We start from the raw sequence: 23,570 nt of genomic DNA on the forward strand, positions 1-23,570 counted from the left end.
TGACTGATGGCGGCGGCAGCGCAGGCGGCGGTGCGAGCGACGCGAGAGGGGCGGCCGCACGCTCGTGCGGGCCGGATCTTCCGTCAACGGCCCCCCGGCTCAGCTGCGCTTGACGCGGTAGACAGCAAGACTACCACGCCAGTTCGCTCCCCATCGAATCGGCTGGCCTTCGTGCAGCACGACGCGGTCGAGGATCGTGACGCCGACTTCCGGCGCGAGCGCCTCGAAATCCTTGATCGTCAGCACCCGGACGTTCGGCGTGTTGTGCCACTGGTAGGGCAGCGATTTCGACACGGGCATCCGGCCGTGCAGCACCGACAGCCGGTGCGACCAGTAGCCGAAGTTCGGGAACGACACGATGCACTCGCGGCCGACGCGCGCCGTTTCGCGCAGGATCGCGGCGGTCTGGTGGATCGTCTGCAGGGTTTGCGACAGGATCGCGATGTCGAAGCTGTGGTCCTCGAACAGGCGCAGGCCGTCCTCGAGATTCTGCTGGATCACGTTGATGCCGTTCTTCGCGCTCGCGAGCACGCCGGCGTCGTTCAGTTCGATGCCGTAACCGGTGACGTCCAGTTCCTCCATCAGCAGCGCGAGCAGCGAGCCGTCGCCGCAGCCGAGGTCGAGCACGGTCGAGCGCGGCTCGACCCAGCGGGCGATCGTGCGGAAGTCCGCGCGCGCGGACAGGGAATTCAGCGCTTGCTGGTTCATACACCCACCTCGATGGCGATTCGTTCGTAGTACGCGCGGAGCAGGTTGTGATAGCGCGCGTCGTCGAGCAGGAACGCGTCGTGGCCGTGCGGCGCGTCGATTTCCGCGTAGCTGACCGTGCGCTTGTTGTCGAGCAGCGCCTTCACGATCTCGCGCGAACGCGCCGGCGCGAAGCGCCAGTCGGTCGAGAAGCTCGCGATCAGGTATTTCGCCTGCGTGTGCGCGAGCGCGGCCGTCAGGTTGCCGTCGAACGCCTTCGCCGGGTCGAAGTAGTCGAGCGCGCGCGTGATCAGCAGGTAGGTGTTCGCGTCGAAGTAGTCGGCGAACTTGTCGCCCTGGTAGCGCAGGTACGACTCGACCTCGAACTCGACGTCGAAGCTGAAGTTGTACGCGTCGAGCGCGCCGTCCGCGCGGCGCAGCGCCCGGCCGAATTTCTCGGCCATGTCGTCGTCGGACAGGTACGTGATGTGGCCGATCATCCGCGCGACGCGCAGGCCGCGCTTCGGCTTCACGCCGTGCGCGTAGTAGTCGCCGCCGTGGAAGTCGGGATCGGACAGGATCGCCGAGCGCGCGACCTCGTTGAACGCGATGTTCTGCGCGGACAGCTTCGGCGTCGACGCGATGTCGATGCAGTGCGCGACGCGCTCCGGATACATCAGGCTCCACGCGAGCGCCTGCATGCCGCCGAGGCTGCCGCCCATCACCGCGGCGAAGCGCTCGATGCCGAACGCGTCGGCGACGCGCGCCTGTGCGTGCACCCAGTCCTCGACGGTGACCACCGGAAAGCGCGCGCCGTACGGCTTGCCGGTCGACGGATCGATGCTCATCGGGCCGGTCGAGCCGAAGCACGAGCCGAGGTTGTTCACGCCGATCACGAAGAAGCGGTTGGTGTCGAGCGGCTTGCCGGGGCCGACCATGTTGTCCCACCAGCCGGTGCTGCGCGGATCGTCCGCGTAGACGCCGGCGACGTGATGCGACGCGTTGAGCGCGTGGCAGACGAGCACCGCGTTCGAGCGCGCGGCGTTGAGCTCGCCGTACGTCTCGACGACGAGCTGATAGTTGCCGAGCGCGCTGCCGCTTTGCAAGCGCAGCGGTTCGGCGAAGTGCATGGTCTGTGGAGCGACGATGCCGATCGATTCCATTCGTTCCGCCTTATGCCTTATGACTGGGCGGCTAAATGGTGTCGGCGGGGCGCGGAGTCGAAGGTGCGCGGCTGACGACCTCTTTAGCCGCATTTGTAGTGAACCGCCGGGACGAAGACGCATCAACGTTCCGGCCGGTTCGCGCGCCCGCAATCGAGTCAGCAAATCGGCGCGCTTCCGACCTGCCGCCCGTAGGGCGACAGTCGGCAAAGTATAGCGGAATTTGCGGCAAGCGGATGTCGGGGCGGCCGCGGCACGCCGCCGGCGCATGGTGTCACCACCGGTACTTCGCCGCCAGCTCGCCCTTGACGACCGCATAGTCGGACAGGTTCGACTCCAGCCCGAGGCCGGCCGATACCGCGAAGCGTTTCGACCACTGCCCGGTCGCGCCGATCCGGAATGCCGCCCGATCGCGCGGCACGTCGAACGAGAACGCATTGCCGTCGAGCGTGAGCGTGCGCGACCCGGGGCCGTGCCACCAGTTCGCGTCGATGAACGGCCGAAGTTCACGTCCGGACGGCGTGATCGTCACGCCATGCACGCGTACGCCGACGCGGGTCAGCACGTCGGTCGAGCCCTGCCCGTCGAGACGGCCGCCGACAACGCGATGGGCGTCCGCGCGATAGTCCGACACGACGAGCTGCGCTTCGGGCTCGACATGGAAACGCGTGTCGCCGCGCTCGTAGAAACGGAACGAATAACCGCCTTCCAGCGAACCCGTCACGGTGCGCGATCGGTACGAGTCGGCCGCGAGACTGCCGCCGACGCTGTTCGCATAGGCGCCGACCAGTGCCCATGCATCGACGTACGGGCCGGTCAGGATGTCGCGGTTGCCGTACCAGGTGCCGTACAGGCCGATGTTGTAACCGGACACGCTGCCGCGCGCGGTGGCATCGGCGACGCGCTGCTCGATGGCATTCCACAGCGGGCGAGTCGACCAGCTCGTCTGGCTGCCGTACATGCCCATCGCGCCGACCCGGAAGTGGCCGCCGCGACCGTCGTCGAAACGGAACAGGTCGGCGCCCGCGTGAATCAGGCGGCCGTTTCCGGACACGCTGCGGTTGCCGCCCGATATCGATGTGATCTGCCCCTCTGCGCGCAGCCAGACAACGCCATCGAGCGGGCGTGATGCGGTATCGCCGGTGCGCAGCGTGCGATCTTCCCGTTGATGCAGCGTGTGGATCGCCATCGTCGCGGCGGCGTTGGCATTGGCCAGATACGCGTCGGGCTCGGGTGCGACGGCGCGCGGAGGCGGCGGCTGAATTTCGGGTTGGACAGGCGGCTCGGGATCGACCGGGCCAGGCGGCACCGGCGGCTCGGGCCGTGCGGCGGAAACGAGATACCAGTCGTGTTCCTTTCCGCCGTTCCCGCTGCGCGCGAGCATGTAGTCGTAGCCGCCGGCGGACACCGTGCCGAAGCTGCGGCGATAACCGTCCGATCCGGTGTCGAGCGTGAATGCGGCGGGGTCCGTCGTGCCGCCGTTGCGGGTCTCGACGATCGGGATGCCGACGGTGGTCTGCGCGCCGTTGCCGCCGGCACGCCGGACGACGATGCCGGTATGGCCGGACGCGTGCCCGCCGTCGATCACGATCCGGTCGGACGGCGATGCGTCGTCGTTCAGCGTCGTGTTGACGACGAGCCTGCCGTCGCGCGCCGCATAGTCGCCCGAGACGACGAGCGTGCGCGGCGCGCCCGTATCGGAAGGCGCGAATGCGATGGTCGAGCCGTTCAGCGCGACGGAGCCGACCGACGAATCCGCGGTGACGGTCCACCGGCTGTTCGTGTCGAGCGACAGCGCGCGTACCGCATCGGTCGCGCCCGTCCACGCGGCGCCATGGGACAGCGCGACATCGGTCACGGCGGGCGACGGCGGGGCGCCGTTGTCCGCCGGTCGGTTCACGATGTCGCCGGCGGCCTGCGCGTCCGTATCGAGCGTCAGCCGCACCGGCGCACCCGAGCGTGCGTCGACGAACAGCAGCGTGCCGTTGCCGCCGGCGACGCGCGCGCCGTTTTGCAGCGAGACGTGTGCGTCCGAAACGTCGATCGCGCCGTGCCGATCGCTGACGAGCGAGCCGCCATCGACGGTCAGCGTGCCGCCGTGAATGCCGGCGGCCCACGCGCCGTCGCCGGTCGTGTGCACGTCGGTGCGTGACAGGCCGATCGTGCCGCCGGCGCTTGCCCGCAGCGCGGTGCCGTCCACGCCGCTCGTCGTCACCGTGGCGTCCGTGAGCGACGCGACCGAGCCGGCGCCGCTGGCGAGCACGCCATACGCGCGTTCGCCGCCCGTCGCGATCCCGCCGCGCGTCATGGCGACCTGGCCGCCGAGCCGCGCGACGGCACCGACCGAACGGTCGCCGGCTGTCGTCACGTCGGTGTCCGTTGCAAGCACGACCGGCGTCTCGCTGCCTTCCTGCGAGGCATACAGCCCGTGCGCGTTGATGCCTTGCGTGTGCACGTGCGTGCGCGCGAGTTCGACACGGCCGCTGCGCGTGTCGATGCCGAGCGCCTGGTCGCCGTCGGTGGCCACGCGCGCGTCGCTGAACGTGACCGAGGACGCGCCGGGCATGAACAGCCCGGACGCGTAGTCTCCGCTCGTCCGGATGTCGGTGCGAGCAAGCGTTGCATGGATGTCGCCGTAGCTGACGAACGTGCCGTATGCGAAGTCGCCGCTGGTGCGGACGATCGTATCGGTGGCGTTCACGATCGCACCGGGTGCGTTGTTCACCGCGATGCCGTGCGCTTCGCGGCCGCGCGTGACGATCGCGCTGCCGGTGATGTCGACGCGGTTGCCGCTGACGTCGACATAGACGCCGTGTGCACTTCTTCCGTCGGTGTCGATCGAGATGTTTTCGGCTGTCGCGCTGCTGCCTGCGCGAACGTCGATGCCCGTCCCGATGAACCCGCGGGTGCGGATTTCGGTGTCGCGCAGCGCGATGCGCGACCCGTCGCCGAAAGCGGAAGCCCCCGACGAATAGGTGCCGGTCGCGAACAGCCGCGTCTTGCCGGTGGTGGTCAGCACGCCGCCGTTGACTGCGGAAAACACCGGGCTGGCGAAGTTGCTCGTCGAATAGTCGCCGGGAGCGGTTTCCAGCGTGACGCCGTCGGCGAGTTGTGCGCCGCCGTCGGTGACCTGGGCCGATGACGGCCACGGGATGATCGCGCCGGCAAGCAGTGCGGCACGCGCAAGCAGCGGCGCGCGCGGCGCGGCCGCGGCGCGCTGTCGGCCGGAGGACGTCTGACAATGCGGAAACTCGCGATTCACCGGATCACTCCCGTTGTATTGAAAACAGGAGAAAATTAACCCGATCAGGCGAAATGCGATATTGGACGAGTTCGAATTGCGACGCAGCGTCGGCCGCATCGCGAGCGCGCCGGACGCGCGCGTCCGGCGCCGGTCACTGCAGGATCAACCGCAAATGCGCGTCGGCCTGCTCGCCGGGCGGCTTCTGGAACCCGCCTTTCGCGAAGCGGTGCCACCGGCCGATCACATAGCTGACGAGCAGGCTCGCCCGAGCGGCCGGGTCGTAGTCGGCCGGCAGCGCGAACGGCGCCGCGCCGTCGGGCGCATTCGCCTCCGTGCGTGCGACCCGCAGGCACTGCTTGACGGTTGCTTCGATGCGGTCGAGCAGCTGGTTCACGCGTTCGGTGAGCCGTTCGTCCTCGCCGACCAGCGCTTCGCCCGTCAGCACGCGCGTCATGCCGGGGTTCTTCGCGGCGAAACTGAGCATCGTCAGCGCGATCGTGCGGGCCTGCAGCACGCCGTTCGGCTCCTTCTCGACGATCTGGTTGACGAGGCCGAACAGCGACTGCTCGATGAACTCGATCAGCCCTTCGTACATCTTCGCCTTGCTGGGGAAATGGCGGTACAGCGCGGCTTCCGACACGTCGAGCCGGGCCGCCAGCGAGGCCGTCGTGATCTTCTCGCGCTTCGGCGCCTCGAGCATCGTCGCAAGCGTCTGCAGGATGTGCACGCGACGCTCGCCCGGTTTCGGACGTGTACGGGTGCGGGTGGGTGATGCCTGATCGTCCGTTACGGCTTGGTCCTGCGGGTGAGTCGGCTGCATTTCTGTCGCCCCGATCGAGTGCCCAGTCGCAGCGATTTTAGCGAACGAATGCGCTGGTCGACATAAAGTGGGCGTCCGGTGCCTGGCAGGTGGCCGGGCAGGTGGCCGGTGATCCACACCGTGCCGATGCCGAGGCGCTTGTAGCGCTTCAGGTGGCCGAGCGTATCCTCGACGAGGATCGCGTCGGACGCACGGGCATGCACGGTGCGCAGCGTCCGGCGCAGCATCGTGTGATCGGGCTTCGCGCGCCACGTGCGGCGGTCGCGCATGTGCTCGATCGCGATCACGCGTTCGAACAGCCGCTCGATGCGCAATTCGCGCAGCACCGCGCGCGCATAGTTCTCGGGCGCATTGGTCAGCACGAACTTGCGGCCCGGCAGCGCGGCGATGATGTGCGCGAGGCCGCGCTCGGCGCGCACCATCGCGGGAAGATCGGCGAACGTGTGGACCACGCGCAGGAAGTCGTGCGGATCGATCGGGTGATGGCGCGCGAGGCCGAGAAGCGCGGCGCCGTAGCGCTGCGTGTAGCCGGTGCGCAGGCGGTCGGCTTCGGTGCGCTCGACCTGCAGCGCGTCGATGATGTACTGCGTCATCGCGCGGTTGATCTCCGGAAAGATCGCGTGCGATGCGTGGTGCAGCGTGTTGTCGAGATCGAACAGCCAGACGGGCGAGCCGGCGTGCGGCCGGCTGCGGGAGATGCGCCGGCGTCGCAGCGACGCCGGCAGGTCGGGGCTGGATGGTTTGCGGCGCGCGCTCAATGCGAGCGGATCATCGTACCGAACGGCTGCTCGGTCAGGATTTCCAGCAGCACCGAATGCTCGATCCGGCCGTCGACGATGTGCACCGACTTCACGCCGCTCTTCGCCGCGTCGAGCGCCGACGAGATCTTCGGCAGCATGCCGCCCGAGATCGTGCCGTCCTCGAACAGCGCGTCGATCTCGCGCGCCGACAGGTCGGTCAGCAGGTTGCCGTCCTTGTCCATCACGCCCGGGATGTTGGTCATCATCAGCAGCTTTTCGGCGTTCAGCACCGTGGCGAGCTTGCCCGCGACGAGGTCGGCGTTGATGTTGTACGACAGGCCGTCCTCGCCGAAGCCGATCGGCGAGATCACCGGGATGAACGCGTCGTCCTGCAGCGCCTTCACGACCGCCGGGTTGATCGCCTCGACTTCGCCGACCTGGCCGATGTCGATGTACTGGCCCGGGTTGTCGCGATCCGGCATCAGCAGCTTGCGTGCGTGGATCAGGCCGCCGTCCTTGCCCGTCAGGCCCACCGCGTGGCCGCCGAAGTGGTTGATCAGCATCACGATGTCCTGCTGCACTTCGCCGCCCAGCACCCATTCGACGACTTCCATCGTCTCTTCGTCGGTGACGCGCATGCCCTGGATGAAGGTGCCGGCCTTGCCGATCTTCTTCAGCGCGTGATCGATCTGCGGACCGCCGCCGTGGACGATCACCGGGTTGATGCCGACCAGTTTCAGCAGGATCACGTCGCGCGCGAAACCTTGCTTGAGCCGCTCTTCCGTCATCGCGTTGCCGCCGTATTTGATGACCACGGTTTTCCCGTGGTAACGGCGGATATACGGCAGTGCCTCGGCGAGGATTTCTGCTTTCAGCGTGGGGGCGATCTGCGAGAGGTCGATGGGCTCGGACATGGCGGCGGCTCTGGCTGGGAACGGTTGAAACACGGCGAATTGTACAGGAGTGGCGCAGCGCAGCATCGGGTTTTTGGACGGGCCGGAACACGCGCGGCGCGGCTCGGGTACCACGCGCGGCGGCCCGCCGGCTATGGCGCGGCACGATGCGGGCGGCCATTCGGGCGGGGGTGTGCGCAACGGTGCGCAGGTAGCGGCGCCGAGGTGGCTCGCGAGCGTTGACGACGGTCATCGGCCGGATGGACGGCGTGCAAAATCCGTTCGCCGCGCTATGCTTGTCGCGTAGGGCGGTGTCACGCCCGCTTCCGCGCTTCCGCCATGACCGATCCCGCCGCCGACGCCCGTTCCGCCCCGCGCCGCGCGCGCTGCCCGCACTGCGGGCGCAGCTTCGACTGCGGCGCCCGCTCGCAGCCGTTCGAATGCTGGTGCGCGTCGATGCCGGTCTTGCCCGGCGGTACGCCGCCGGCAACCGGCGCGCGCTGCCGGTGCCCCGAATGCCTGGCCGACGAGATCGCGCAGCGGATGGCCGGCGCGGCCGGCTGACGGCACCGGCCGTGCACCCAGCGCATCCCGCACCACGTTCCGATCCGGCCCCGCTAGAGGCGCTGCCCGCTAAACGGGTAAACTGCCCGGATGCAACGAATCACCACCACCGGGCGCGTCAACCTCAGTCACCTGTTCTGGCTCCGCAATCTCGCGATCATCGGCCAGCTCGTGACGATCGGCGTCGTGCAGACCTATTTCGGCGTGCATCTGCCGTTGCCGGCGATGCTGATGGTCATCGCGCTCGAAATTGTTTTCAACGCGCTGACCTGGGTGCGCGTGCTGCGCGCGCGGCCCGAGACCAATTTCGAGCTGCTCGGCCAGCTGTGGGTCGACCTCGGCGCGCTGTCCGCGCTGCTGTTCCTGTCGGGCGGCACGACCAACCCGTTCGTGTCGCTGTACCTGCCTTCGCTCGCGATCGCGGCGGCCGTGCTGCCGTGGCACCTGATGATCTGGCTCGCGGCGTTCGCGGTCGCGTGCTACGCGGCGCTCGGCTTCGACTCGGTGCCGCTCAACATGGATAACCCGGCCAACCTGTTCGACTACTACCGTACCGGGATGTGGGCGAACTTCATGGTCAGCGTCGGGCTGATCGCGTGGTTCGTCGCGCGTATGTCGAATGCGCTGCGCCAGCGCGACGCGGCGCTCGGCGAAGCGCAGGCGCACCTGCTGCGCGACGAGCGGGCGGTCGCGCTCGGCGTGCAGGCCGCCACCGTCGCGCACGAGATGGGTACGCCGCTGTCGACGATCGCGATGCTCGCCGAGGAACTGCGCGACGCGGCGCGCGCCGATCCGGGGCTGGCCCGCTACGAAGCCGACCTGAAGGTGCTCGAGGAGCAGATGACGCTCTGCACGTCGGCGCTCGCGCGCCTGCGCAGCCGCGCGAGCGCACCCGCGAGCCGCCAGCCGGTGGACGACTGGCTCGACACGTTCGTCGAGCACTGGCGCCTGCGGCATCCGCACGTGCAGTTCGAACTGCTCGGTGCGCGCCCGGCGGGCGTCGCGCTCGACGACACGGTCGCAGCCGGCCAGATCCTGACGATCCTGCTCGACAACGCCGCGCGCGCGAGCCCGCAGCGCGTGACGCTGGCCGCGAAGGTCGCGCACGCCGGCACGGCCGACGAGATCGAATTCGAGGTGTGCGACGACGGGCCCGGCATTCCGGCCGCGCTGCGCGAGTCGCTCGGCGCGATGCCGGTCGACAGCACGCAGGGCGGGCACGGGGTCGGCCTGTATCTCGCGTTCAGCGCGGCCGCGCGGCTCGGCGGCGAGATCGAACTGTCCGATGTCGTCCCGCGCGCGGCGGGCGGCAACGGGCGGGCCGGCGGGGCGGCGAATGGTCACGCCGCGGCCGGCTCGGGACAGCGCGCGGGCCAGCGCGCGTCCGAACGGACAACCGGCACGCCGGACAGCCGCGCGGCCGGCACATCCGCCGCGCGCGGCACGCGGGCCGTGCTGCGCCTGCCGGCGGTGCGCGTCGCGGCGCCGGCCGCCTCAACCAACACGTAGACGGAGAAACCACATGAGCGAGAACAATTTCCTGGTGATCGACGACAACGAGGTGTTCGCGGGAACGCTCGCGCGCGGCCTCGAGCGCCGCGGTTATGCGGTCCAGCAGGCGCACGACAAGGAGGCGGCGCTGCGGCTCGCTGCGGGCGGCAAGTTCCAGTTCATCACCGTCGACCTGCATCTCGGCGAGGATTCGGGGCTGAGCCTGATTGCGCCGCTGTGCGACCTGCAGCCCGATGCGCGGATCCTGGTGCTGACCGGCTACGCGAGCATCGCGACCGCCGTGCAGGCGGTGAAGGAAGGCGCCGACAACTATCTCGCGAAACCCGCGAACGTCGAGTCGATCCTGGCCGCGCTGCAGACCAACGCGACCGAAGTGCAGGCCGACGAGGCGCTCGAGAATCCGGTCGTGCTGTCGGTCGACCGGCTCGAATGGGAGCACATCCAGCGCGTGCTCGCGGAGAACAACAACAACATCTCGGCGACGGCGCGCGCGCTGAACATGCACCGCCGCACGCTGCAGCGCAAGCTCGCGAAGAAGCCGGTGCGGCAGTAAGCGGGCACTGGCGCCCGGCGCGTCAGCCGGGTGCGCCCGGGGCGCGCGACAGGCTGGCGACGATCTCGCGTTTCAGCAGGAGCGTGAGCAGCGCCGAGTAGAAGACGTTGGCGAGCAGCGGCGCGCATCCGCCGATGACGATGGCGTTGGCCAGCGGCCACGGCGTTGCCGATACGCCACGCGCGACGAACTGGATGCCGAGGCTGAACGCCACGCTGGCGAGTGCGATGCCCGCCAGCGTGCCCAGCCACGCGAGTACGAACGCGACGTTGTAGCGCCGCAGCGAATCCCGCCTGATCCGGCGCATGAGCGACAGGATGTCGGCGCGCGTGAGCGCGAGCAAGGCCGGCACGATTCGGCCGGCGACGGAAGGGTAGATGGTCATTCGAAGGTAGTGACGAATGCGTCGGTACTTGGCCGGAGGAGTCCGGATTATAGGGACGCACCAGCGTGCTTGCCATCAGCCGCATTCGAGGGGCAGGCACGGGCGCCGCATCGCCTGACCATGAAAAAACGGGCGACCCCGCAAGGGGCCGCCCGTTTTTCGTCGGACGCCGCGCGCGTTACAGCACGTAGCGCGACAGGTCTTCGTCCTGCGAGACTTCGCCGAGCGCACGGTCGACATACTTCGCGTCGATCGTCACGCGCTCGCCGGCATGGTTGCCGGCCGAGAACGACACTTCCTCGAGCAGTTTCTCGATCACCGTGTACAGCCGGCGCGCACCGATGTTCTCGGTCTTCTCGTTGACCGCATACGCGATCTCCGCGAGACGGCGGATGCCGTCGTCGGCGAATTCGAGCTGCACGTCTTCGGTCGCGAGCAGCGCCTGGTACTGCTTGACGAGGCTGGCGTCGGTGGCGACGAGGATCGCCTCGAAATCGTTCACCGACAGCGAGTCGAGCTCGACGCGGATCGGGAAGCGGCCCTGCAGTTCGGGAATCAGGTCGCTCGGCTTCGCGAGGTGGAATGCGCCGCTCGCGATGAACAGGATGTGATCGGTCTTCACCATCCCGTACTTCGTGTTGACCGTCGTGCCTTCGACGAGCGGCAGCAGGTCGCGCTGCACGCCCTGGCGCGACACTTCGCCGCCGCTGCCTTCGTTGTTGCGCGACGTGATCTTGTCGATCTCGTCGAGGAACACGATGCCGTTCTGCTCGACGTTCTGCACGGCCTTCGTCTTCACTTCCTCGTCGTTCAGCATCTTCGCCGCTTCCTCGTCGGTCAGCAGCTTCAGCGCTTCCTTGATCTTCACCTTGCGACGCTGCTTCTTGCCGCTGCCGAGGTTCGAGAACATCGAGCGGATCTGCTCGGTCATCTCTTCCATCCCCGGCGGCGCCATGATGTCCATGCCGGCCGACGGCTGCTCGAGGTCGAGCTCGACTTCCTTGTCGTCGAGCTGGCCTTCGCGCAGGCGCTTGCGGAAGGTCTGGCGCGTCGCGTTGTTGTCGTCGTTCGCGTGGTCGGCATTGCCGCCGAAGCCCACTGCGCGCGGCTGCGGCAGCAGGATGTCGAGGATGCGGTCTTCCGCCTGGTCGGTGGCCTTGCTGCGCACCTTGCGCATCTCGGATTCGCGCGTCTGCTTGACCGAGATCTCGATCAGGTCGCGCACGATGCTGTCGACGTCGCGGCCGACGTAGCCGACCTCGGTGAACTTGGTCGCCTCGATCTTGATGAACGGCGCGTCGGCGAGCTTCGCGAGGCGGCGTGCGATTTCGGTCTTGCCGACGCCCGTCGGCCCGATCATCAGGATGTTCTTCGGCGTGATTTCCTGGCGCAGCGGATCGGCGACCTGCTGGCGGCGCCAGCGGTTGCGCAGCGCGACCGCGACGGCCTTCTTCGCCTTGGCCTGGCCGATGATGTGCTTGTCGAGTTCCGAGACGATCTCGGCAGGGGTCATGGTGCTCATGGTGCGGTCCTTACTCGATCGTTTCGATGATGCGGTTGTGGTTCGTGTAGATGCACATGTCGCCGGCAATCTTCAGCGACTTCTCGACGATCTCGCGCGGCGACAGCTCGGTGTTCTCCGCGAGCGCGCGGGCCGCGGCCTGCGCATATGCACCGCCCGAGCCGATCGCGCAGATGCCTTCCTCGGGGTCGAGCACGTCGCCGTTGCCGGTGATCACGAGCGTGGTGGTGGCATCGGCCGTGATCAGCATCGCCTCGAGGCGGCGCAGCATCCGGTCGGTGCGCCAGTCCTTCGCGAGCTCGACGGCCGCGCGGGTCAGGTTGCCCTGGTGCTTTTCGAGCTTCGCCTCGAAGCGGTCGAGCAGCGAGAACGCATCGGCGGTGCCGCCCGCGAATCCGACCAGCACCTGGTTGTTGTAGATCCGCCGCACTTTCCGCGCGCCACCCTTCATGACGATGTTGCCGAGGGTTACCTGGCCGTCGCCGCCGAGCGCGACCTTGTCGCCGCGCCGGACCGAAACGATGGTCGTGCCGTGAAATTGCTCCATCTGCGTTCCTTGAGAAAAACGGGGAAGAGTCGGGCGGCGCGAGGCGCCGCCGCGTAACTCGCAGTGCGCCGGGAAGCGGCCCGGCGCGCGTCCGTTTCATTTTAGGGCGGGCGCGGGGATATCAAGAGGCGGGCGGCAAATCGGAAAACCGGCCAACCGCGAGCCGGTGCCGAAAAAACAAAAAGCGCGCGGCAGGCCGCGCGCTTTCGGGAAGCAGCGTGTTTGAGCGGAACGCCGCTCGATCAGTCGCCGAACAGCTTCTGGCGCAACTCGCGGCGCTCCTGCGCCTCGAGCGACAGCGTAGCGGTCGGACGGGCGAGCAGCCGCGGAATGCCGATCGGCTCGCCGGTTTCCTCGCACCAGCCGTAATCGCCGGAATCGATGCGGGCGAGCGACTGCTGAACCTTCTTGAGGAGCTTGCGTTCGCGATCGCGCGTGCGCAGCTCGAGCGCGTGCTCTTCCTCGATCGTCGCGCGATCGGCGGGATCGGGGACGATCACCGTCTCGCGCAGGTTCTCGGTCGTCTGGCCTGCATTCTTGAGGATGTCCGCCTGCAACTGTTCGAGCCGATTTTTGAAGAAGGCGAGCTGATCCTCATTCATGTAATCCTTGTCGCTCATCTTCAGGATTTCGGCTTCGGTCAAGAGTTTCTTCGTCATCTGCTTGCTTCTTCAATGTGCGGCAAATCGAGAGATATTGCCTGCACTTTGGGATTACCCGCAACCGCGCTTGCAATCATTTGCGATTTGCCGCCGCGGGGCCGAAAGCCTCTGGAAAACCGGTTCTCAAATACCAGGATAGGCCTGGCGCGGAGTTGCGCGCGCTGCGAACCGGTGTGCTGCGCGGCACATCGCATCGGCCGCGGCCGGGAGGCGGATTGGCGATCCGGCGCGGTTGCGATGCCCGGAAAACTGGTTCAGCAAGAACCGGGCCTGTTTGTTGCCGTACTCCAGCGGGCACGTATTGTAACTGAATCGCAAGCGGGCGCCGTATCGGGTCGATCCCCGTCGGCTGCGCCAATATCTAGAAAATATAACGCGCAAATCGCGAAAAAGCGATGACGGCGAAACCCTGCCCGAAACGGCCGCCCCGCGGCCGCCGCAGCCGCCCGCGGGGCGGCCGTGCGGCGGCGTGTGCGGCGGGTGCCCGCGCGCGTCAGGCGAGACAGGCGTCGAGACCGTCGGTGATCAGGTCCTGCGGCAGATCGACGCCGATGAACACCATCTTGTTCGTCTTCTTCTCGATCGGCAGCCACTTCGCGGCGAGGTCGCTGCCCATCATCTGATGCACGCCCTGGAACACGACCTTGCGGTCGACGCCCTTCATGTACAGCACGCCCTTGTAGCGCAGCATCCGCTCGCCGTAGATCTGCAGGATGCCGCCGAGGAAGTCTTCCAGCTTGTTCGGGTCGAACGGGCGGTCGTTGCGGTACACGAACGACTTGATCTTGTCGTCGTGGTGCGCGTGGTGGTGATGGTGGTGGCCGTGGTCGTGATCGTGCGCGCATTGACCGTGATCGTGGTCGCAATTGGCGTGATCGTGATCATGGTCGTGATCGTGGTGGTGATGCGCGTGATCGTCCTCGGCGAGGAAGTCGGGGTCGATCTCGAGCTTCGCGTTCAGGTTGAAGCCGCGCAGGTCGAAGATTTCCTTGATGTCGGCTTCGCCGAAGTTCACGACCTTGATCGCGGCCTTCGGGTTCATGTGCATCAGGCGGTGCTTCAGGCCGGCCACGGTCTGGTCGTCGACCAGGTCCGACTTCGTGATGAACAGCCGGTCGGCGAAGCCGACCTGGCGCTGCACCACTTCGTGCTCGTCGAGCTGCGCATTCGCGTGCTTCGCGTCGACCAGCGTGATGACCGCGTCGAGCAGGAAGTCGTCGGCGATTTCGCTGTCGATGAAGAAGGTTTGCGCGACGGGGCCCGGGTTCGCAAGGCCGGTGGTTTCGATCACGATGCGGTCGAAGTCGAGCTTGCCTTCGCGCTTCTTCGCGGCCAGGTCACCGAGCGCGCGGGCGAGGTCGCCGCGGATCGTGCAGCAGATGCAGCCGTTGCTCATCTGGATGATCTGCTCGTTCGAATCCTGCACGAGGATTTCGTTGTCGATGTTCTCTTCGCCGAACTCGTTCTCGATCACGGCGATCTTCATGCCGTGCTGTTCGTTCAGGATGCGCTTGAGCAGCGTCGTCTTGCCGCTGCCGAGGAAGCCGGTGAGGATGGTGACGGGAGTGGCCATGTCAATCGCCTGTGGTTCGTGAATCGGGGTCAAAACCAGGATGTGCGTTGCGCCCGCTCGCGCTGCCAGCCGGGGCGCACAACCATCCATTGAAACATACCTGTCAAGCCCCCGCCCGTCGTCCGAACGACAGGCGGGAACGCGAATCCGCCGGGCGCGAGGCCGCGGCCGGCGGAAGGTTACGCGCGTAGATCGGGGCGATCAGACGATTTGCAACAGCAGGCCCTTCAGATATTCGCCTTCCGGGAATGCCGCGAGCAGCGGGTGATCGACGCCCGCGCCGAGCCGCTTCAGGATGCGCGCGTCGACCTTCGCGTCGGCCGCCGCGCCCGCGACGATCTTCTGGAACAGGTCCATGTCGATCGCGCCCGAGCACGAGTACGTGAACAGCAGGCCGCCCGGACGCAGCAGCTTGAAGCCGCTCAGGTTGATGTCCTTGTACGCGCGCGCCGCGCGATCGACGCTGTCGCGGGTCGGCGCGAACTTCGGCGGATCGAGCACGATCAGGTCGAAACGTTCGCCTTCGTCGACGAGGCGGCGCAGCGTCTTGAACGCGTCGGCGTCGAGCCAGGTCGCGCGTTCGGCGTCGAAACCGTTGGCGACGACGTTCTGCTGCGCAAGCGCGAGCGCATCGCCCGACGAGTCGATCGACACGACACGCTTCGCGCCGCCCTTGAGCGCCGCGAGCGAGAAGCCGCCGGTGTAGCAGAAGCAGTTCAGCACGTCGCGATCGGCCGCGTACTGCGCAACCAGCGCGCGGTTGTCGCGCTGGTCGACGTAGAAGCCCGTCTTGTGGCCGTTCGGCACGTCGACGTGATAACGCACGCCGTTTTCGTTCGCGATCAGCGTCGCGGGCGGCGCGTCTCCTGCCAGCACGCCGGTCGTCTGCTCGAGCCCTTCCTTGTCGCGGATCGACACGTCCGAGCGCTCGTACACGTTCGGGCAGCCGGTCGCGCCGACGAGCGCCTTCACGATCGCGTCCTTCCATGCTTCGACGCCCGCGGCCATGAACTGGCAGACGAGCTGGCCGCGCGGCGCCGCGCCGGCTTCGGCGGTGTCCGCGACGTAGTGGTCGACGATCAGCCCCGGCAGCCCGTCGGCTTCGCCGAACACGAGCCGCACCGCGCCCGTGCCCGACACCATCGTCGTGCGGTGCGCAACGGCGCGCTGCGCGCGGCGCTTGAAGAACGCGTGGTCGATCGGCTCGTTCTCGTCGAAGCTCCACACGCGCACGCGGATCTGCGACTGCGGGCTGTACGCGCCGCGCGCGAGAAAGCGGCCGTCGTGCGCGCGCACGATCACGGTCGCGCCGGGCGCGGGCTTGCCGTCGACGCGGTCGATCGCATTGGCGTAGATCCACGGATGGCGGCGCAGCAGCGATTTGTCCTTGGACGGCTTGAGGGTGACGGTTTGCATGATGAGATCGAAATGGGCCGTGCGCGAAGCCGACCGTGGCCGGTCGCCGCGCGCGGCGGGTAACACGGGGCGCGCGTCAGTCGCGCTTCTTCGCGCGCGGATGCGCGCTGTCGTAAATCTTCGCGAGATGCTGGAAGTCGAGCGACGTATAGACCTGCGTGGCGGACACGCTCGCGTGGCCAAGCAGTTCCTGCACCGCGCGCAGGTCGCCGCTCGACTGCAGCACGTGCGTCGCGAACGAGTGGCGCAGCACGTGCGGATGGACGTTGGCGGGGATGCCCGCGGCGAGCGCCGCGCGCTTCACGCGCTCGCGCACGACGCCCGGCGACATCCGGTTGCCGCGCACGGACACGAACAGCGGATGCGGATCGTGTTTCACGAATTCGCCGCGCACCGCGAGCCATGCGTTCAGCGCATCGATTGCCTTGCGGCCGACCGGCACCTTGCGCTCCTTGTTGCCCTTGCCGCGCACGGTGACTTCGGCTTCGGCGAGATCGAGCCAGCCGGCCGAGCGGTAGCCGTCGGCCTGCGTGTACATGACGTCGAGCCCGATCAGCTCCGCGAGGCGCAGCCCCGACGAATAGAACAGCTCGAGGATCGCGTGATCGCGGATGCCTTCGGTCGTGCCGGCGAGCGGTGCGTCCATCAGGGCCGATGCGTCGTCGACCGACAGCGCCTTCGGCAAGGTCTTCGGGCGTTTCGGCGCGCGCACCGCGGCGACCGGGTTCGCCGGCATGTCGATGCGCTGCGCGAGCCAGCGGTAGAACGCGCGCCACGCGGACAGCCGATGCGAGATCGACCGTGCGGACAGCCCGCCCGAATGTGCGCGCGCGACCGCGCCGCGCATGTCGGCGGCCGTCAGCACTTCGAGCGGCCGGCCGGCCGCAAGCTTCTTCAGTTCGTCGAGTTCGTGCGTGTAGGCGCGCAGCGTGTGCTCCGACAGCTGCCTGACGTGCTTCAGGTTCGACAGGTAGGCGGCGACCGGATCGTCTGTCATCGCGTGCGGCAGGCTCAGTGCGGCAGCAGGCGCGTGAGCGCGGCGCTCGCGAGCGTTGCGATCTGCGCGAGGAAGTCGGTGGCCATCCCGTCGTGGAAGCGGCGCGGGTCGGGCGAACCCAGTACGAGCAGGCCGAACGCGGGCGCATCGGTGCCGGCGAGCGGCGCGCGCAGCGCGAGCAGCGCAACCGATGCGGCCGAGCCGTCGCCGGCAGACGGCGCGGCTTCCGCGCCTTCCGCCGCATTCGCGGCCGGGGCGGCGACCGCGGGCGCGAGCCACTGCGCGGCCTCGAAGCCCGTGTTCGCACCGCAGTACGGCGTGGACAGGCCGTTCGTGAACAGGCGCACTTCCTCGCCGACCTGGCGCGCGAAGTCGGCCTGCGAATAGGTGTCGGCGACGTCCCACACGCGCAGTGCCGTCTGCGGCACGTCGAATACGTCGGCGATGCCGTCGGCGATCGTGCGCGGCAGCGCGTACGGATCGCGCTCCGCGATCACGCGGGCGGTCCAGCGGCTGAACTTCGCGGACAGGCTGTCGTTCTCGTGGCCGTAGCGCACGAGTTCGGCGAGCCGGCGCTCGAGATGCTTGTTCTTGTCGCGCAACATCTCCATCTGCCGCTCCTGCAGCGAGATCGCGGCCTTGCCGTGCGGGTTCGCGAGGCGGATCGTCGCGAGCAGTTCGGCGTGCTGCGCGAAGAATTCGGGATTGGCGAGCAGGTAGTCGGCGACTTCGCGATCGTTCATGTGGCTGGAGCGTTCAGTTATCAAGGACGTTGCAGGGTCAGGCGGGCAGGTCGATCTCGCCTTCGAACACGGTCGTGGCGGGCCCGGCCATCATCAGCGCGGCAGCTTCGTCGCGTGCGCCGTCCCAGCTGATCGTCAGCGTGCCGCCGTGCGTGTGCACGGTCACGGGCGAATCGAGCAGGCCGCGCCGGATGCCGGCCGCGACCGCCGCACACGCGCCGGTGCCGCACGCGAGCGTCTCGCCCGCCGCGCGTTCGTACACGCGCAGCCGCACTTCGCTGCGCGACACGATCTGCATGAAGCCGGCGTTCACGCGCTCCGGGAAGCGCGCGTGGTGCTCGATCAGCGGGCCTTCCTCGAGCACCGGATACGCCTCGGCGTCGTCGACGATCTGCACCGCGTGCGGGTTGCCCATCGACACCGTCGAGATCCAGCGCGTCGCGCCGCCGACGTCGAGCGGCCACAACGTGTCGCGGCCCTCGGTGCGGCCGTCGAGGCCCGCCGCATCGAACGGCACCTGCGCCGGCGCGAACACGGGCGCACCCATGTCGACGACGACTTCGCCGTTGTCCTGCATCGTCAGCGTGATCAGGCCCTTCATCACCTGCACGCGCACGCTGCGCTTGTCGGTCAGGCCGCGGTCGCTGACGAACTTCACGAAGCAGCGCGCGCCGTTGCCGCAATGTTCGACCTCGCCGCCGTCGCAATTGAAGATCCGGTACTTGAAATCGACGCCGTCGACGGTCGGTTTTTCGACGAGCAGCAACTGATCGGCGCCGATGCCGAAGTGGCGGTTGGCGAGCGCGCGCACCTGCGCTTCGGTGAGCGGCGGCAATGCGCGCGAATAGCCGTCGAGCACGACGAAGTCGTTGCCCGCGCCGTGCATCTTGGTGAACGAGAGTTTCACTGGGTCCGGATTTCCATGGCGAACAAGGCGGTCAGCGCGGCGCGCGCGACGCCGCGCCATGCCGGGCGGCCTCGTTCGTCGTGCTGATCTCAACCGCAAATGATACATGGAGCCGACAGGGGCGTCCTGCGCGGGCGTTCCGGGCATTTTCGTACTCGTTCAATTGATGAGGCCACCCGGCGATTCGTATTGTTTCGCCATACGTTTCGCCATACGCCCTGTCAACCTCCAGCGAGCTCATTCAAGCCATGAACCGCATCTTCAATCCGCCCCATCGGGGCGACACGCTGCGCGACGACGTGCTGCCGGCGCTCGGCCTGACCGTCACCGAGGCCGCGTCGCAGCTGGGCGTGACGCGTGCCGCACTGTCGCGGATCCTGCACGGCCATGCCGGCATCTCGCCGGAAATGGCGCTGCGCCTCGAAGCGTGGCTCGGCGAGGAAAACGGGGGGCGGGCCGATCTGTGGCTCGCGCAGCAGGCGGCCCACGATCTGTGGCGGGCGCGCGCGAAGGGCGCGCCGAAGGTGGCGAGGGCGCGGGCGCGCGTGTGACGGCCCGCCTGCGAACGTCTTCCGGCGGGGTCAGTACAGGCTCGGCTCGCCGGCCGGGCGCGTCTTGAAGCGCTTGTGGACCCAATAGTATTGCTCGGGCATCAGCGGGATCTGTTCCTCGAGGAATTCGTTCATCCGCCGCGCGTCGAGATCGTCGTCGCCCGTCGGGTAGTGATCCCACGGCTTGAATACCTTCAGGCGATAACCCTTGTAGTTCGGCAGCACCTCGCCGATGAACGGCACGACCTGCGCGCGGCCCGTCTTCGCGAGCCGGCCGACCGCCGTCAGCGTGCACGCGGGCACGCCGAAGAACGGGACGAACGTCGAATTGCGCAGCCCGTAATCCATGTCGGCGCCGAGCATCACCGGCTTGCGGTCGCGCAGCCAGCGCAGCACGACGCGCGCGCTGTCCGCGCGGCCGACCATCTCGGCGTCGAAACGCCCGCGCGCCTTCTTCGCCTCTTCCTCGAGCACGGCGTTCGAGAACGGCTGGTAGAGCGACCCGCAGCGGCGGTGGAGCGAACGGTTCAGCCAGATCGAGCCGGCTTCGATGCCGACGAAGTGCAGGCCGAGGAACAGCGTCGGCGGCAGGTCCGGATCGTCGAGGTCGACCGCGCTGTCGACCTGGATCAGCTTCGCGAGCTTTTTCTCCGAGCCGAACCACTGCACGCTGCGCTCGACGTAGCTGCGGATCGCATGGCGGAAATGCTGGCCTGCCACTTCCTCGCGGCGTGCGTCGCTCCAATCCGGGAAGCAGAGTTTCAGATTGGTGTGTACGATGCGTTTTCGCCGGCTGGGGATCTTGTAGAGCAGCCAGCCGAGACCATCGCCGAACCGTGCGGTCAGGCCGTACGGCAACAGGGCGAGCAGTTTCAGCAAGCCAATGGCGAGGTGCGTGCCTAGACGACCTAGCATGCGAAACCTCCGTGGGACCGGCTGGCCGGCGCGTTGCGAACAGGTAGGTGAGACAGCGGAAGATGCAGCACGGGCGGCGCTCTGTGACAATTCAGGAAAGCCGCTATAATACGGGCTTCGCCGAGTTAACTGACAACTTGCGGGGCGAAGCCGGTTGGCGTCATACGCGCTACCCGGTCCTGGTAATCCGCTAAAGCGTCGCCGCTTCAGGCCCAACGAAGCTGGCTACGTGAAACCAACCGTAACCACACAGGAGCCTGAAAAAGTGGCAAACGATTATCTCTTCACGTCCGAATCCGTCTCCGAAGGCCATCCGGACAAGGTCGCGGACCAAATCTCGGACGCGATCCTCGACGCCATCCTCGAGCAAGACAAGTATTCCCGCGTCGCGGCGGAAACGCTGTGCAACACGGGTCTCGTCGTCCTGGCCGGTGAAATCACCACGACGGCCAACATCGACTACATCCAGATCGCGCGCGACACGATCAAGCGCATCGGCTACGACAACACCGACTACGGCATCGACTACAAGGGTTGCGCGGTGCTCGTCGCGTACGACAAGCAGTCGCCGGACATCGCCCAGGGCGTCGATCGTGCACACGACGACAACCTCGATCAGGGCGCGGGCGACCAGGGCCTGATGTTCGGTTACGCGTGCGATGAAACGCCGGAACTGATGCCGCTGCCGATCTACCTGTCGCACCGTCTCGTCGAGCGCCAGGCCAGCCTGCGCCGCGACGGCCGCCTGCAATGGCTGCGCCCGGACGCGAAGTCGCAGGTCACCGTCCGCTACGTCGACGGCAAGCCGCATTCGATCGACACCGTCGTGCTGTCGACGCAGCACGCACCGGACATCGAACTGCCCGCGCTGCGCGAAGCCGTGATCGAGGAAATCATCAAGCCGACGCTGCCGGCCGACCTGATCAAGGGCGACATCAAGTTCCTGGTGAACCCGACCGGCCGGTTCGTGATCGGCGGCCCGCAGGGCGATTGCGGCCTGACCGGCCGCAAGATCATCGTCGATACGTACGGCGGTGCCGCACCGCACGGCGGCGGCGCGTTTTCGGGCAAGGATCCGTCGAAGGTCGACCGTTCGGCTGCGTACGCAGGCCGCTACGTCGCGAAGAACATCGTCGCCGCCGGCCTCGCGTCGCGCGCGCTGATCCAGGTGTCGTACGCGATCGGCGTCGCCGAGCCGACCTCGGTGATGGTCAACACGTTCGGCACGGGCCGCGTGTCGGATGCGGTGATCACGAAGCTCGTGCGCGAGCATTTCGACCTGCGTCCGAAGGGCATCATCAAGATGCTCGACCTGCTGCGCCCGATCTACGAGAAGACGGCTGCTTACGGCCACTTCGGCCGCGAAGAGCCGGAATTCTCGTGGGAAGCGACCGACAAGGCGCTCGCATTGGCCGAAGCGGCCGGCGTCGAGCCGACGGCACGCGTCGCGTAAGCTTCGTTCGCCTGAAATGAAAAACCCCGGCTAGCCGGGGTTTTTTTATGGGTTCCGATCGTCGGGGCAATCGGACAAACGAACAATGGCGCGACGGCGATCGTCGCGCGCGGTGCCCGCCGGCGTGCGCTCAGCGCGCGCCGAACCCGAACCAGCCGTTGCTGGCCGCGAGGCGGCGCGGACGGTTGACGCGGCGCTGCGGCCCGAGCGTGCGGCGCAGCGCGAGCGCGCGCAGCGACGACGGTTTCTGCAGCAGGGAGCGCAGGCCGGCACGGCGCGAGAACGCCTGTGCACTCATCATCGAGAAAAATGCGTGGAACCACGCACGGATACCGTCCAGCCGGCTGTGTGCGGGCGTGCGCTCGGCCAGCGCCTGCGTGCGTGCGCGGTGATGGCGCAGCGAGCGGGCAGGAGCGGTCGGCACGACGCGCTTCGCAGCGCGGCTGAGACGGGAAGTCAGACGGAATGGCATGTGAACGATGCTTCGCTTGTATGGATGGCGCCCTGGAGAGCGCACTGGTATGAACGGCCTCGGATGACGCAACGGATCTTACTGAAACTCGCTGCGCGCCGCGCCCGCCAGAATTGACAGGCCGCGACAGGCTACAGGGGATTCATGACGGGCAAAAGTCGCGATAAACCCTTGTGCCACAAGGCGTGTGCCGCATACCGCCTGTCGGTGAGGCAGGTGCCGCGACGAACAGTTCCCTTGAGCCGGATCAAATCCGCGATTGGCATGCCCCTGCGTACGACAATGGTGCTGTTCGCGGCATCCGGCGCCGATTTACAATCGTCACATTCACACAATAAACGTCTGGCATCCCATGTCGTCTCCATTGCAGTCGGAATCGATCCGCGCGCAAGTCGCGGAATTGCGCGAGCGCGGCTTTGTCGTCGCGCGTGGCCTCGTCGGCGAAGCGCAGTGCGCGGCGCTCAGGCAGATCGCGGAGCGCCAGTTGCGGGAGGCGGCCGAGCCGATCGAGTTCGAGGCGGATCTGCGCTACCCGGGCGCGCCCGAGTCCAAGCATGCGCCGGGCGGGCATACGGTGCGGCGGCTGCTCGATGCGTATTCACGCGATCCGGCGTTCGCCGAGCGCGCGATCGCACCCGAAATCGGTGCGTGGATGCGCGAGTATTTCGGCGAAGAACCGGTGCTGTCGCGCGCGCATCACAACTGCATGATGACGAAGCATCCCGCGTACGGCAGCCTGACCGGCTGGCATCGCGATTTCCGCTACTGGTCGTTCGAGCGCCCGGACATGGTGTCGGTGTGGCTCGCGCTCGGGCCGGAAACGAACGAGAACGGCGCACTGTGGCTCGTGCCGGGGTCGCATACGGCCGAATTCGGGCCCGAAGCGTTCGACGATGCGAAGTTCTTCCGCAGCGACCTGCCGGCGAACCGGAAGATGATCGATGCGGCCACGTGCCCGTCGCTGCAGACGGGCGACGTGGTGTTCTTCCACTGCAACACGCTGCATTCGGCCGGACAGAACCGCTCCGACCAGGTGAAGTTCTCGCTCGTGTACACCTATCACGGCGCGAGCAACCGGCCGCTACCCGGCACGCGCTCGGCGTCGAAACCGGAAGTGCAGTTCTAGGCTCGGACCGGACGGGCGGTGACACCACCGCGGTCACACGATGCGGTGCATCGCCGGCAGATGAAGCAACGGGCGGCCTGGCCGCCCGTTTCGTTTGGCGCGGCCCGGTCGCACGACGCGGGCCG

The 23,570-nt window shown here is 67.5% G+C and carries 23 protein-coding genes; 6 read left to right on the forward strand and 17 right to left on the reverse strand.

The window, feature by feature from the left end:
• Positions 1-99 precede the first annotated feature (99 nt).
• The 6 genes from metW to argB all read right to left on the reverse strand — a co-directional run bounded on the left by metW (position 100) and on the right by argB (position 7,568).
• Entirely contained in the window at positions 100-708 is a 609-nt protein-coding gene (gene metW, locus FOZ70_RS27015) for a methionine biosynthesis protein MetW (protein WP_021156285.1), read from the reverse strand.
• Complete coding sequence (locus tag FOZ70_RS27020; protein WP_048025622.1) at positions 705-1,850, reverse strand: homoserine O-acetyltransferase; 1,146 nt, start codon at positions 1,848-1,850, stop codon at positions 705-707. The genes metW and FOZ70_RS27020 overlap by 4 nt, the downstream gene beginning before the upstream one ends.
• Before the next feature lie 274 nt (positions 1,851-2,124).
• On the reverse strand, positions 2,125-5,112 hold the full coding sequence (locus tag FOZ70_RS27025; protein ID WP_346656414.1) for an autotransporter outer membrane beta-barrel domain-containing protein: 2,988 nt from the start codon (positions 5,110-5,112) through the stop codon (positions 2,125-2,127).
• A 133-nt stretch (positions 5,113-5,245) separates the two neighbouring features.
• Entirely contained in the window at positions 5,246-5,914 is a 669-nt protein-coding gene (gene slmA, locus FOZ70_RS27030) for a nucleoid occlusion factor SlmA (RefSeq protein WP_048244654.1), read from the reverse strand.
• Positions 5,881-6,672, reverse strand: coding sequence for a pyrimidine 5'-nucleotidase (locus FOZ70_RS27035; RefSeq protein WP_021156281.1), 792 nt, complete (start codon positions 6,670-6,672; stop codon positions 5,881-5,883). The genes slmA and FOZ70_RS27035 overlap by 34 nt, the downstream gene beginning before the upstream one ends.
• Positions 6,669-7,568 carry an acetylglutamate kinase gene (argB, locus tag FOZ70_RS27040; protein ID WP_006490510.1) on the reverse strand — a complete coding sequence of 300 codons (900 nt, stop codon included), beginning with the start codon at positions 7,566-7,568 and terminating at the stop codon, positions 6,669-6,671. The genes FOZ70_RS27035 and argB overlap by 4 nt, the downstream gene beginning before the upstream one ends.
• 318 nt (positions 7,569-7,886) lie before the next feature.
• Here argB and FOZ70_RS27045 point away from each other — a divergent pair, with 318 nt between their 5' ends.
• The 3 genes from FOZ70_RS27045 (at position 7,887) to FOZ70_RS27055 (ending at position 10,176) form a co-directional block, all read left to right on the forward strand.
• Positions 7,887-8,111, forward strand: coding sequence for a cysteine-rich CWC family protein (locus FOZ70_RS27045; RefSeq protein WP_021156280.1), 225 nt, complete (start codon positions 7,887-7,889; stop codon positions 8,109-8,111).
• A gap of 90 nt (positions 8,112-8,201) precedes the next feature.
• Positions 8,202-9,620 carry an ATP-binding protein gene (locus FOZ70_RS27050; protein ID WP_059586853.1) on the forward strand — a complete coding sequence of 473 codons (1,419 nt, stop codon included), beginning with the start codon at positions 8,202-8,204 and terminating at the stop codon, positions 9,618-9,620.
• A gap of 13 nt (positions 9,621-9,633) precedes the next feature.
• Positions 9,634-10,176, forward strand: coding sequence for a response regulator transcription factor (locus FOZ70_RS27055; protein WP_021156278.1), 543 nt, complete (start codon positions 9,634-9,636; stop codon positions 10,174-10,176).
• A gap of 22 nt (positions 10,177-10,198) precedes the next feature.
• Here the strand turns inward: FOZ70_RS27055 and FOZ70_RS27060 are convergent, their stop codons facing one another.
• The 9 genes from FOZ70_RS27060 to dapF form a co-directional block, all read right to left on the reverse strand.
• Positions 10,199-10,528 carry a hypothetical protein gene (locus FOZ70_RS27060; RefSeq protein ID WP_225723197.1) on the reverse strand — a complete coding sequence of 110 codons (330 nt, stop codon included), beginning with the start codon at positions 10,526-10,528 and terminating at the stop codon, positions 10,199-10,201.
• A 211-nt stretch (positions 10,529-10,739) separates the two neighbouring features.
• Positions 10,740-12,083 carry an ATP-dependent protease ATPase subunit HslU gene (hslU, locus tag FOZ70_RS27065; protein ID WP_042972634.1) on the reverse strand — a complete coding sequence of 448 codons (1,344 nt, stop codon included), beginning with the start codon at positions 12,081-12,083 and terminating at the stop codon, positions 10,740-10,742.
• 10 nt (positions 12,084-12,093) lie between these two features.
• Positions 12,094-12,630: an ATP-dependent protease subunit HslV gene (gene hslV / locus FOZ70_RS27070; RefSeq protein ID WP_021156275.1), complete on the reverse strand. Its 537-nt coding sequence runs from the start codon at positions 12,628-12,630 to the stop codon at positions 12,094-12,096.
• Between the two features lie 242 nt (positions 12,631-12,872).
• Positions 12,873-13,289: an RNA polymerase-binding protein DksA gene (gene dksA, locus FOZ70_RS27075; RefSeq protein ID WP_006477498.1), complete on the reverse strand. Its 417-nt coding sequence runs from the start codon at positions 13,287-13,289 to the stop codon at positions 12,873-12,875.
• 496 nt (positions 13,290-13,785) lie between these two features.
• Positions 13,786-14,865 (reverse strand): GTP-binding protein, encoded by a 1,080-nt coding sequence (locus FOZ70_RS27080; RefSeq protein ID WP_021156274.1) that lies wholly within the window; start codon positions 14,863-14,865, stop codon positions 13,786-13,788.
• A gap of 201 nt (positions 14,866-15,066) precedes the next feature.
• Positions 15,067-16,281: a class I SAM-dependent rRNA methyltransferase gene (locus tag FOZ70_RS27085; protein WP_219707221.1), complete on the reverse strand. Its 1,215-nt coding sequence runs from the start codon at positions 16,279-16,281 to the stop codon at positions 15,067-15,069.
• 76 nt (positions 16,282-16,357) lie between these two features.
• The gene (gene xerC / locus FOZ70_RS27090) at positions 16,358-17,278 is read right to left on the reverse strand and encodes a tyrosine recombinase XerC (protein ID WP_042972630.1); all 921 of its coding nucleotides are present in this window, start codon (positions 17,276-17,278) and stop codon (positions 16,358-16,360) included.
• A gap of 14 nt (positions 17,279-17,292) precedes the next feature.
• A complete protein-coding gene (locus FOZ70_RS27095; protein ID WP_059554751.1) occupies positions 17,293-18,021 on the reverse strand; it encodes a DUF484 family protein in 729 nt (242 codons plus the stop codon).
• Between the two features lie 37 nt (positions 18,022-18,058).
• Positions 18,059-18,928 (reverse strand): diaminopimelate epimerase, encoded by an 870-nt coding sequence (dapF, locus tag FOZ70_RS27100; RefSeq protein ID WP_027788876.1) that lies wholly within the window; start codon positions 18,926-18,928, stop codon positions 18,059-18,061.
• Between the two features lie 248 nt (positions 18,929-19,176).
• Between dapF and FOZ70_RS27105 the strand changes: the two genes are divergently transcribed.
• Entirely contained in the window at positions 19,177-19,479 is a 303-nt protein-coding gene (locus FOZ70_RS27105) for a HigA family addiction module antitoxin (protein ID WP_059710712.1), read from the forward strand.
• Between the two features lie 30 nt (positions 19,480-19,509).
• Here the strand turns inward: FOZ70_RS27105 and lpxL are convergent, their stop codons facing one another.
• Positions 19,510-20,394, reverse strand: a complete 885-nt coding sequence (lpxL, locus tag FOZ70_RS27110) for a lauroyl acyltransferase LpxL (protein ID WP_021163506.1) — start codon at positions 20,392-20,394, stop codon at positions 19,510-19,512.
• Positions 20,395-20,659: 265 nt separating this feature from the next.
• Here lpxL and metK point away from each other — a divergent pair, with 265 nt between their 5' ends.
• Positions 20,660-21,847 carry a methionine adenosyltransferase gene (metK, locus tag FOZ70_RS27115; protein WP_011353531.1) on the forward strand — a complete coding sequence of 396 codons (1,188 nt, stop codon included), beginning with the start codon at positions 20,660-20,662 and terminating at the stop codon, positions 21,845-21,847.
• Positions 21,848-21,977: 130 nt separating this feature from the next.
• Here metK and FOZ70_RS27120 read toward each other — a convergent pair whose 3' ends face one another.
• Complete coding sequence (locus FOZ70_RS27120) at positions 21,978-22,319, reverse strand: hypothetical protein (protein WP_021163507.1); 342 nt, start codon at positions 22,317-22,319, stop codon at positions 21,978-21,980.
• A 352-nt stretch (positions 22,320-22,671) separates the two neighbouring features.
• Between FOZ70_RS27120 and FOZ70_RS27125 the strand changes: the two genes are divergently transcribed.
• A complete protein-coding gene (locus FOZ70_RS27125) occupies positions 22,672-23,445 on the forward strand; it encodes a phytanoyl-CoA dioxygenase family protein (protein WP_021163508.1) in 774 nt (257 codons plus the stop codon).
• Positions 23,446-23,570 lie beyond the last annotated feature (125 nt).

This window comes from Burkholderia sp. COPS (assembly GCF_019425585.1).
GTDB lineage: Bacteria > Pseudomonadota > Gammaproteobacteria > Burkholderiales > Burkholderiaceae > Burkholderia > Burkholderia cepacia.

Excerpts from the sequence above, each read along its gene's own strand:
- slmA (WP_048244654.1), bottom strand. The coding sequence starts at position 5,914 with ATGCAGCCGACTCACCCGCAGGACCAAGCCGTAACGGACGATCAGGCA.
- FOZ70_RS27020 (WP_048025622.1), bottom strand. The coding sequence starts at position 1,850 with ATGGAATCGATCGGCATCGTCGCTCCACAGACCATGCACTTCGCCGAA.
- dksA (WP_006477498.1), bottom strand. The coding sequence starts at position 13,289 with ATGACGAAGAAACTCTTGACCGAAGCCGAAATCCTGAAGATGAGCGAC.
- FOZ70_RS27080 (WP_021156274.1), bottom strand. The coding sequence starts at position 14,865 with ATGGCCACTCCCGTCACCATCCTCACCGGCTTCCTCGGCAGCGGCAAG.
- FOZ70_RS27120 (WP_021163507.1), bottom strand. The coding sequence starts at position 22,319 with ATGCCATTCCGTCTGACTTCCCGTCTCAGCCGCGCTGCGAAGCGCGTC.
- argB (WP_006490510.1), bottom strand. The coding sequence starts at position 7,568 with ATGTCCGAGCCCATCGACCTCTCGCAGATCGCCCCCACGCTGAAAGCA.
- xerC (WP_042972630.1), bottom strand. The coding sequence starts at position 17,278 with ATGACAGACGATCCGGTCGCCGCCTACCTGTCGAACCTGAAGCACGTC.
- FOZ70_RS27045 (WP_021156280.1), top strand. The coding sequence starts at position 7,887 with ATGACCGATCCCGCCGCCGACGCCCGTTCCGCCCCGCGCCGCGCGCGC.
- FOZ70_RS27125 (WP_021163508.1), top strand. The coding sequence starts at position 22,672 with ATGTCGTCTCCATTGCAGTCGGAATCGATCCGCGCGCAAGTCGCGGAA.
- FOZ70_RS27085 (WP_219707221.1), bottom strand. The coding sequence starts at position 16,281 with ATGCAAACCGTCACCCTCAAGCCGTCCAAGGACAAATCGCTGCTGCGC.
- FOZ70_RS27095 (WP_059554751.1), bottom strand. The coding sequence starts at position 18,021 with ATGAACGATCGCGAAGTCGCCGACTACCTGCTCGCCAATCCCGAATTC.
- hslU (WP_042972634.1), bottom strand. The coding sequence starts at position 12,083 with ATGAGCACCATGACCCCTGCCGAGATCGTCTCGGAACTCGACAAGCAC.
- FOZ70_RS27050 (WP_059586853.1), top strand. The coding sequence starts at position 8,202 with ATGCAACGAATCACCACCACCGGGCGCGTCAACCTCAGTCACCTGTTC.
- FOZ70_RS27105 (WP_059710712.1), top strand. The coding sequence starts at position 19,177 with ATGAACCGCATCTTCAATCCGCCCCATCGGGGCGACACGCTGCGCGAC.
- FOZ70_RS27055 (WP_021156278.1), top strand. The coding sequence starts at position 9,634 with ATGAGCGAGAACAATTTCCTGGTGATCGACGACAACGAGGTGTTCGCG.
- lpxL (WP_021163506.1), bottom strand. The coding sequence starts at position 20,394 with ATGCTAGGTCGTCTAGGCACGCACCTCGCCATTGGCTTGCTGAAACTG.
- hslV (WP_021156275.1), bottom strand. The coding sequence starts at position 12,630 with ATGGAGCAATTTCACGGCACGACCATCGTTTCGGTCCGGCGCGGCGAC.
- metW (WP_021156285.1), bottom strand. The coding sequence starts at position 708 with ATGAACCAGCAAGCGCTGAATTCCCTGTCCGCGCGCGCGGACTTCCGC.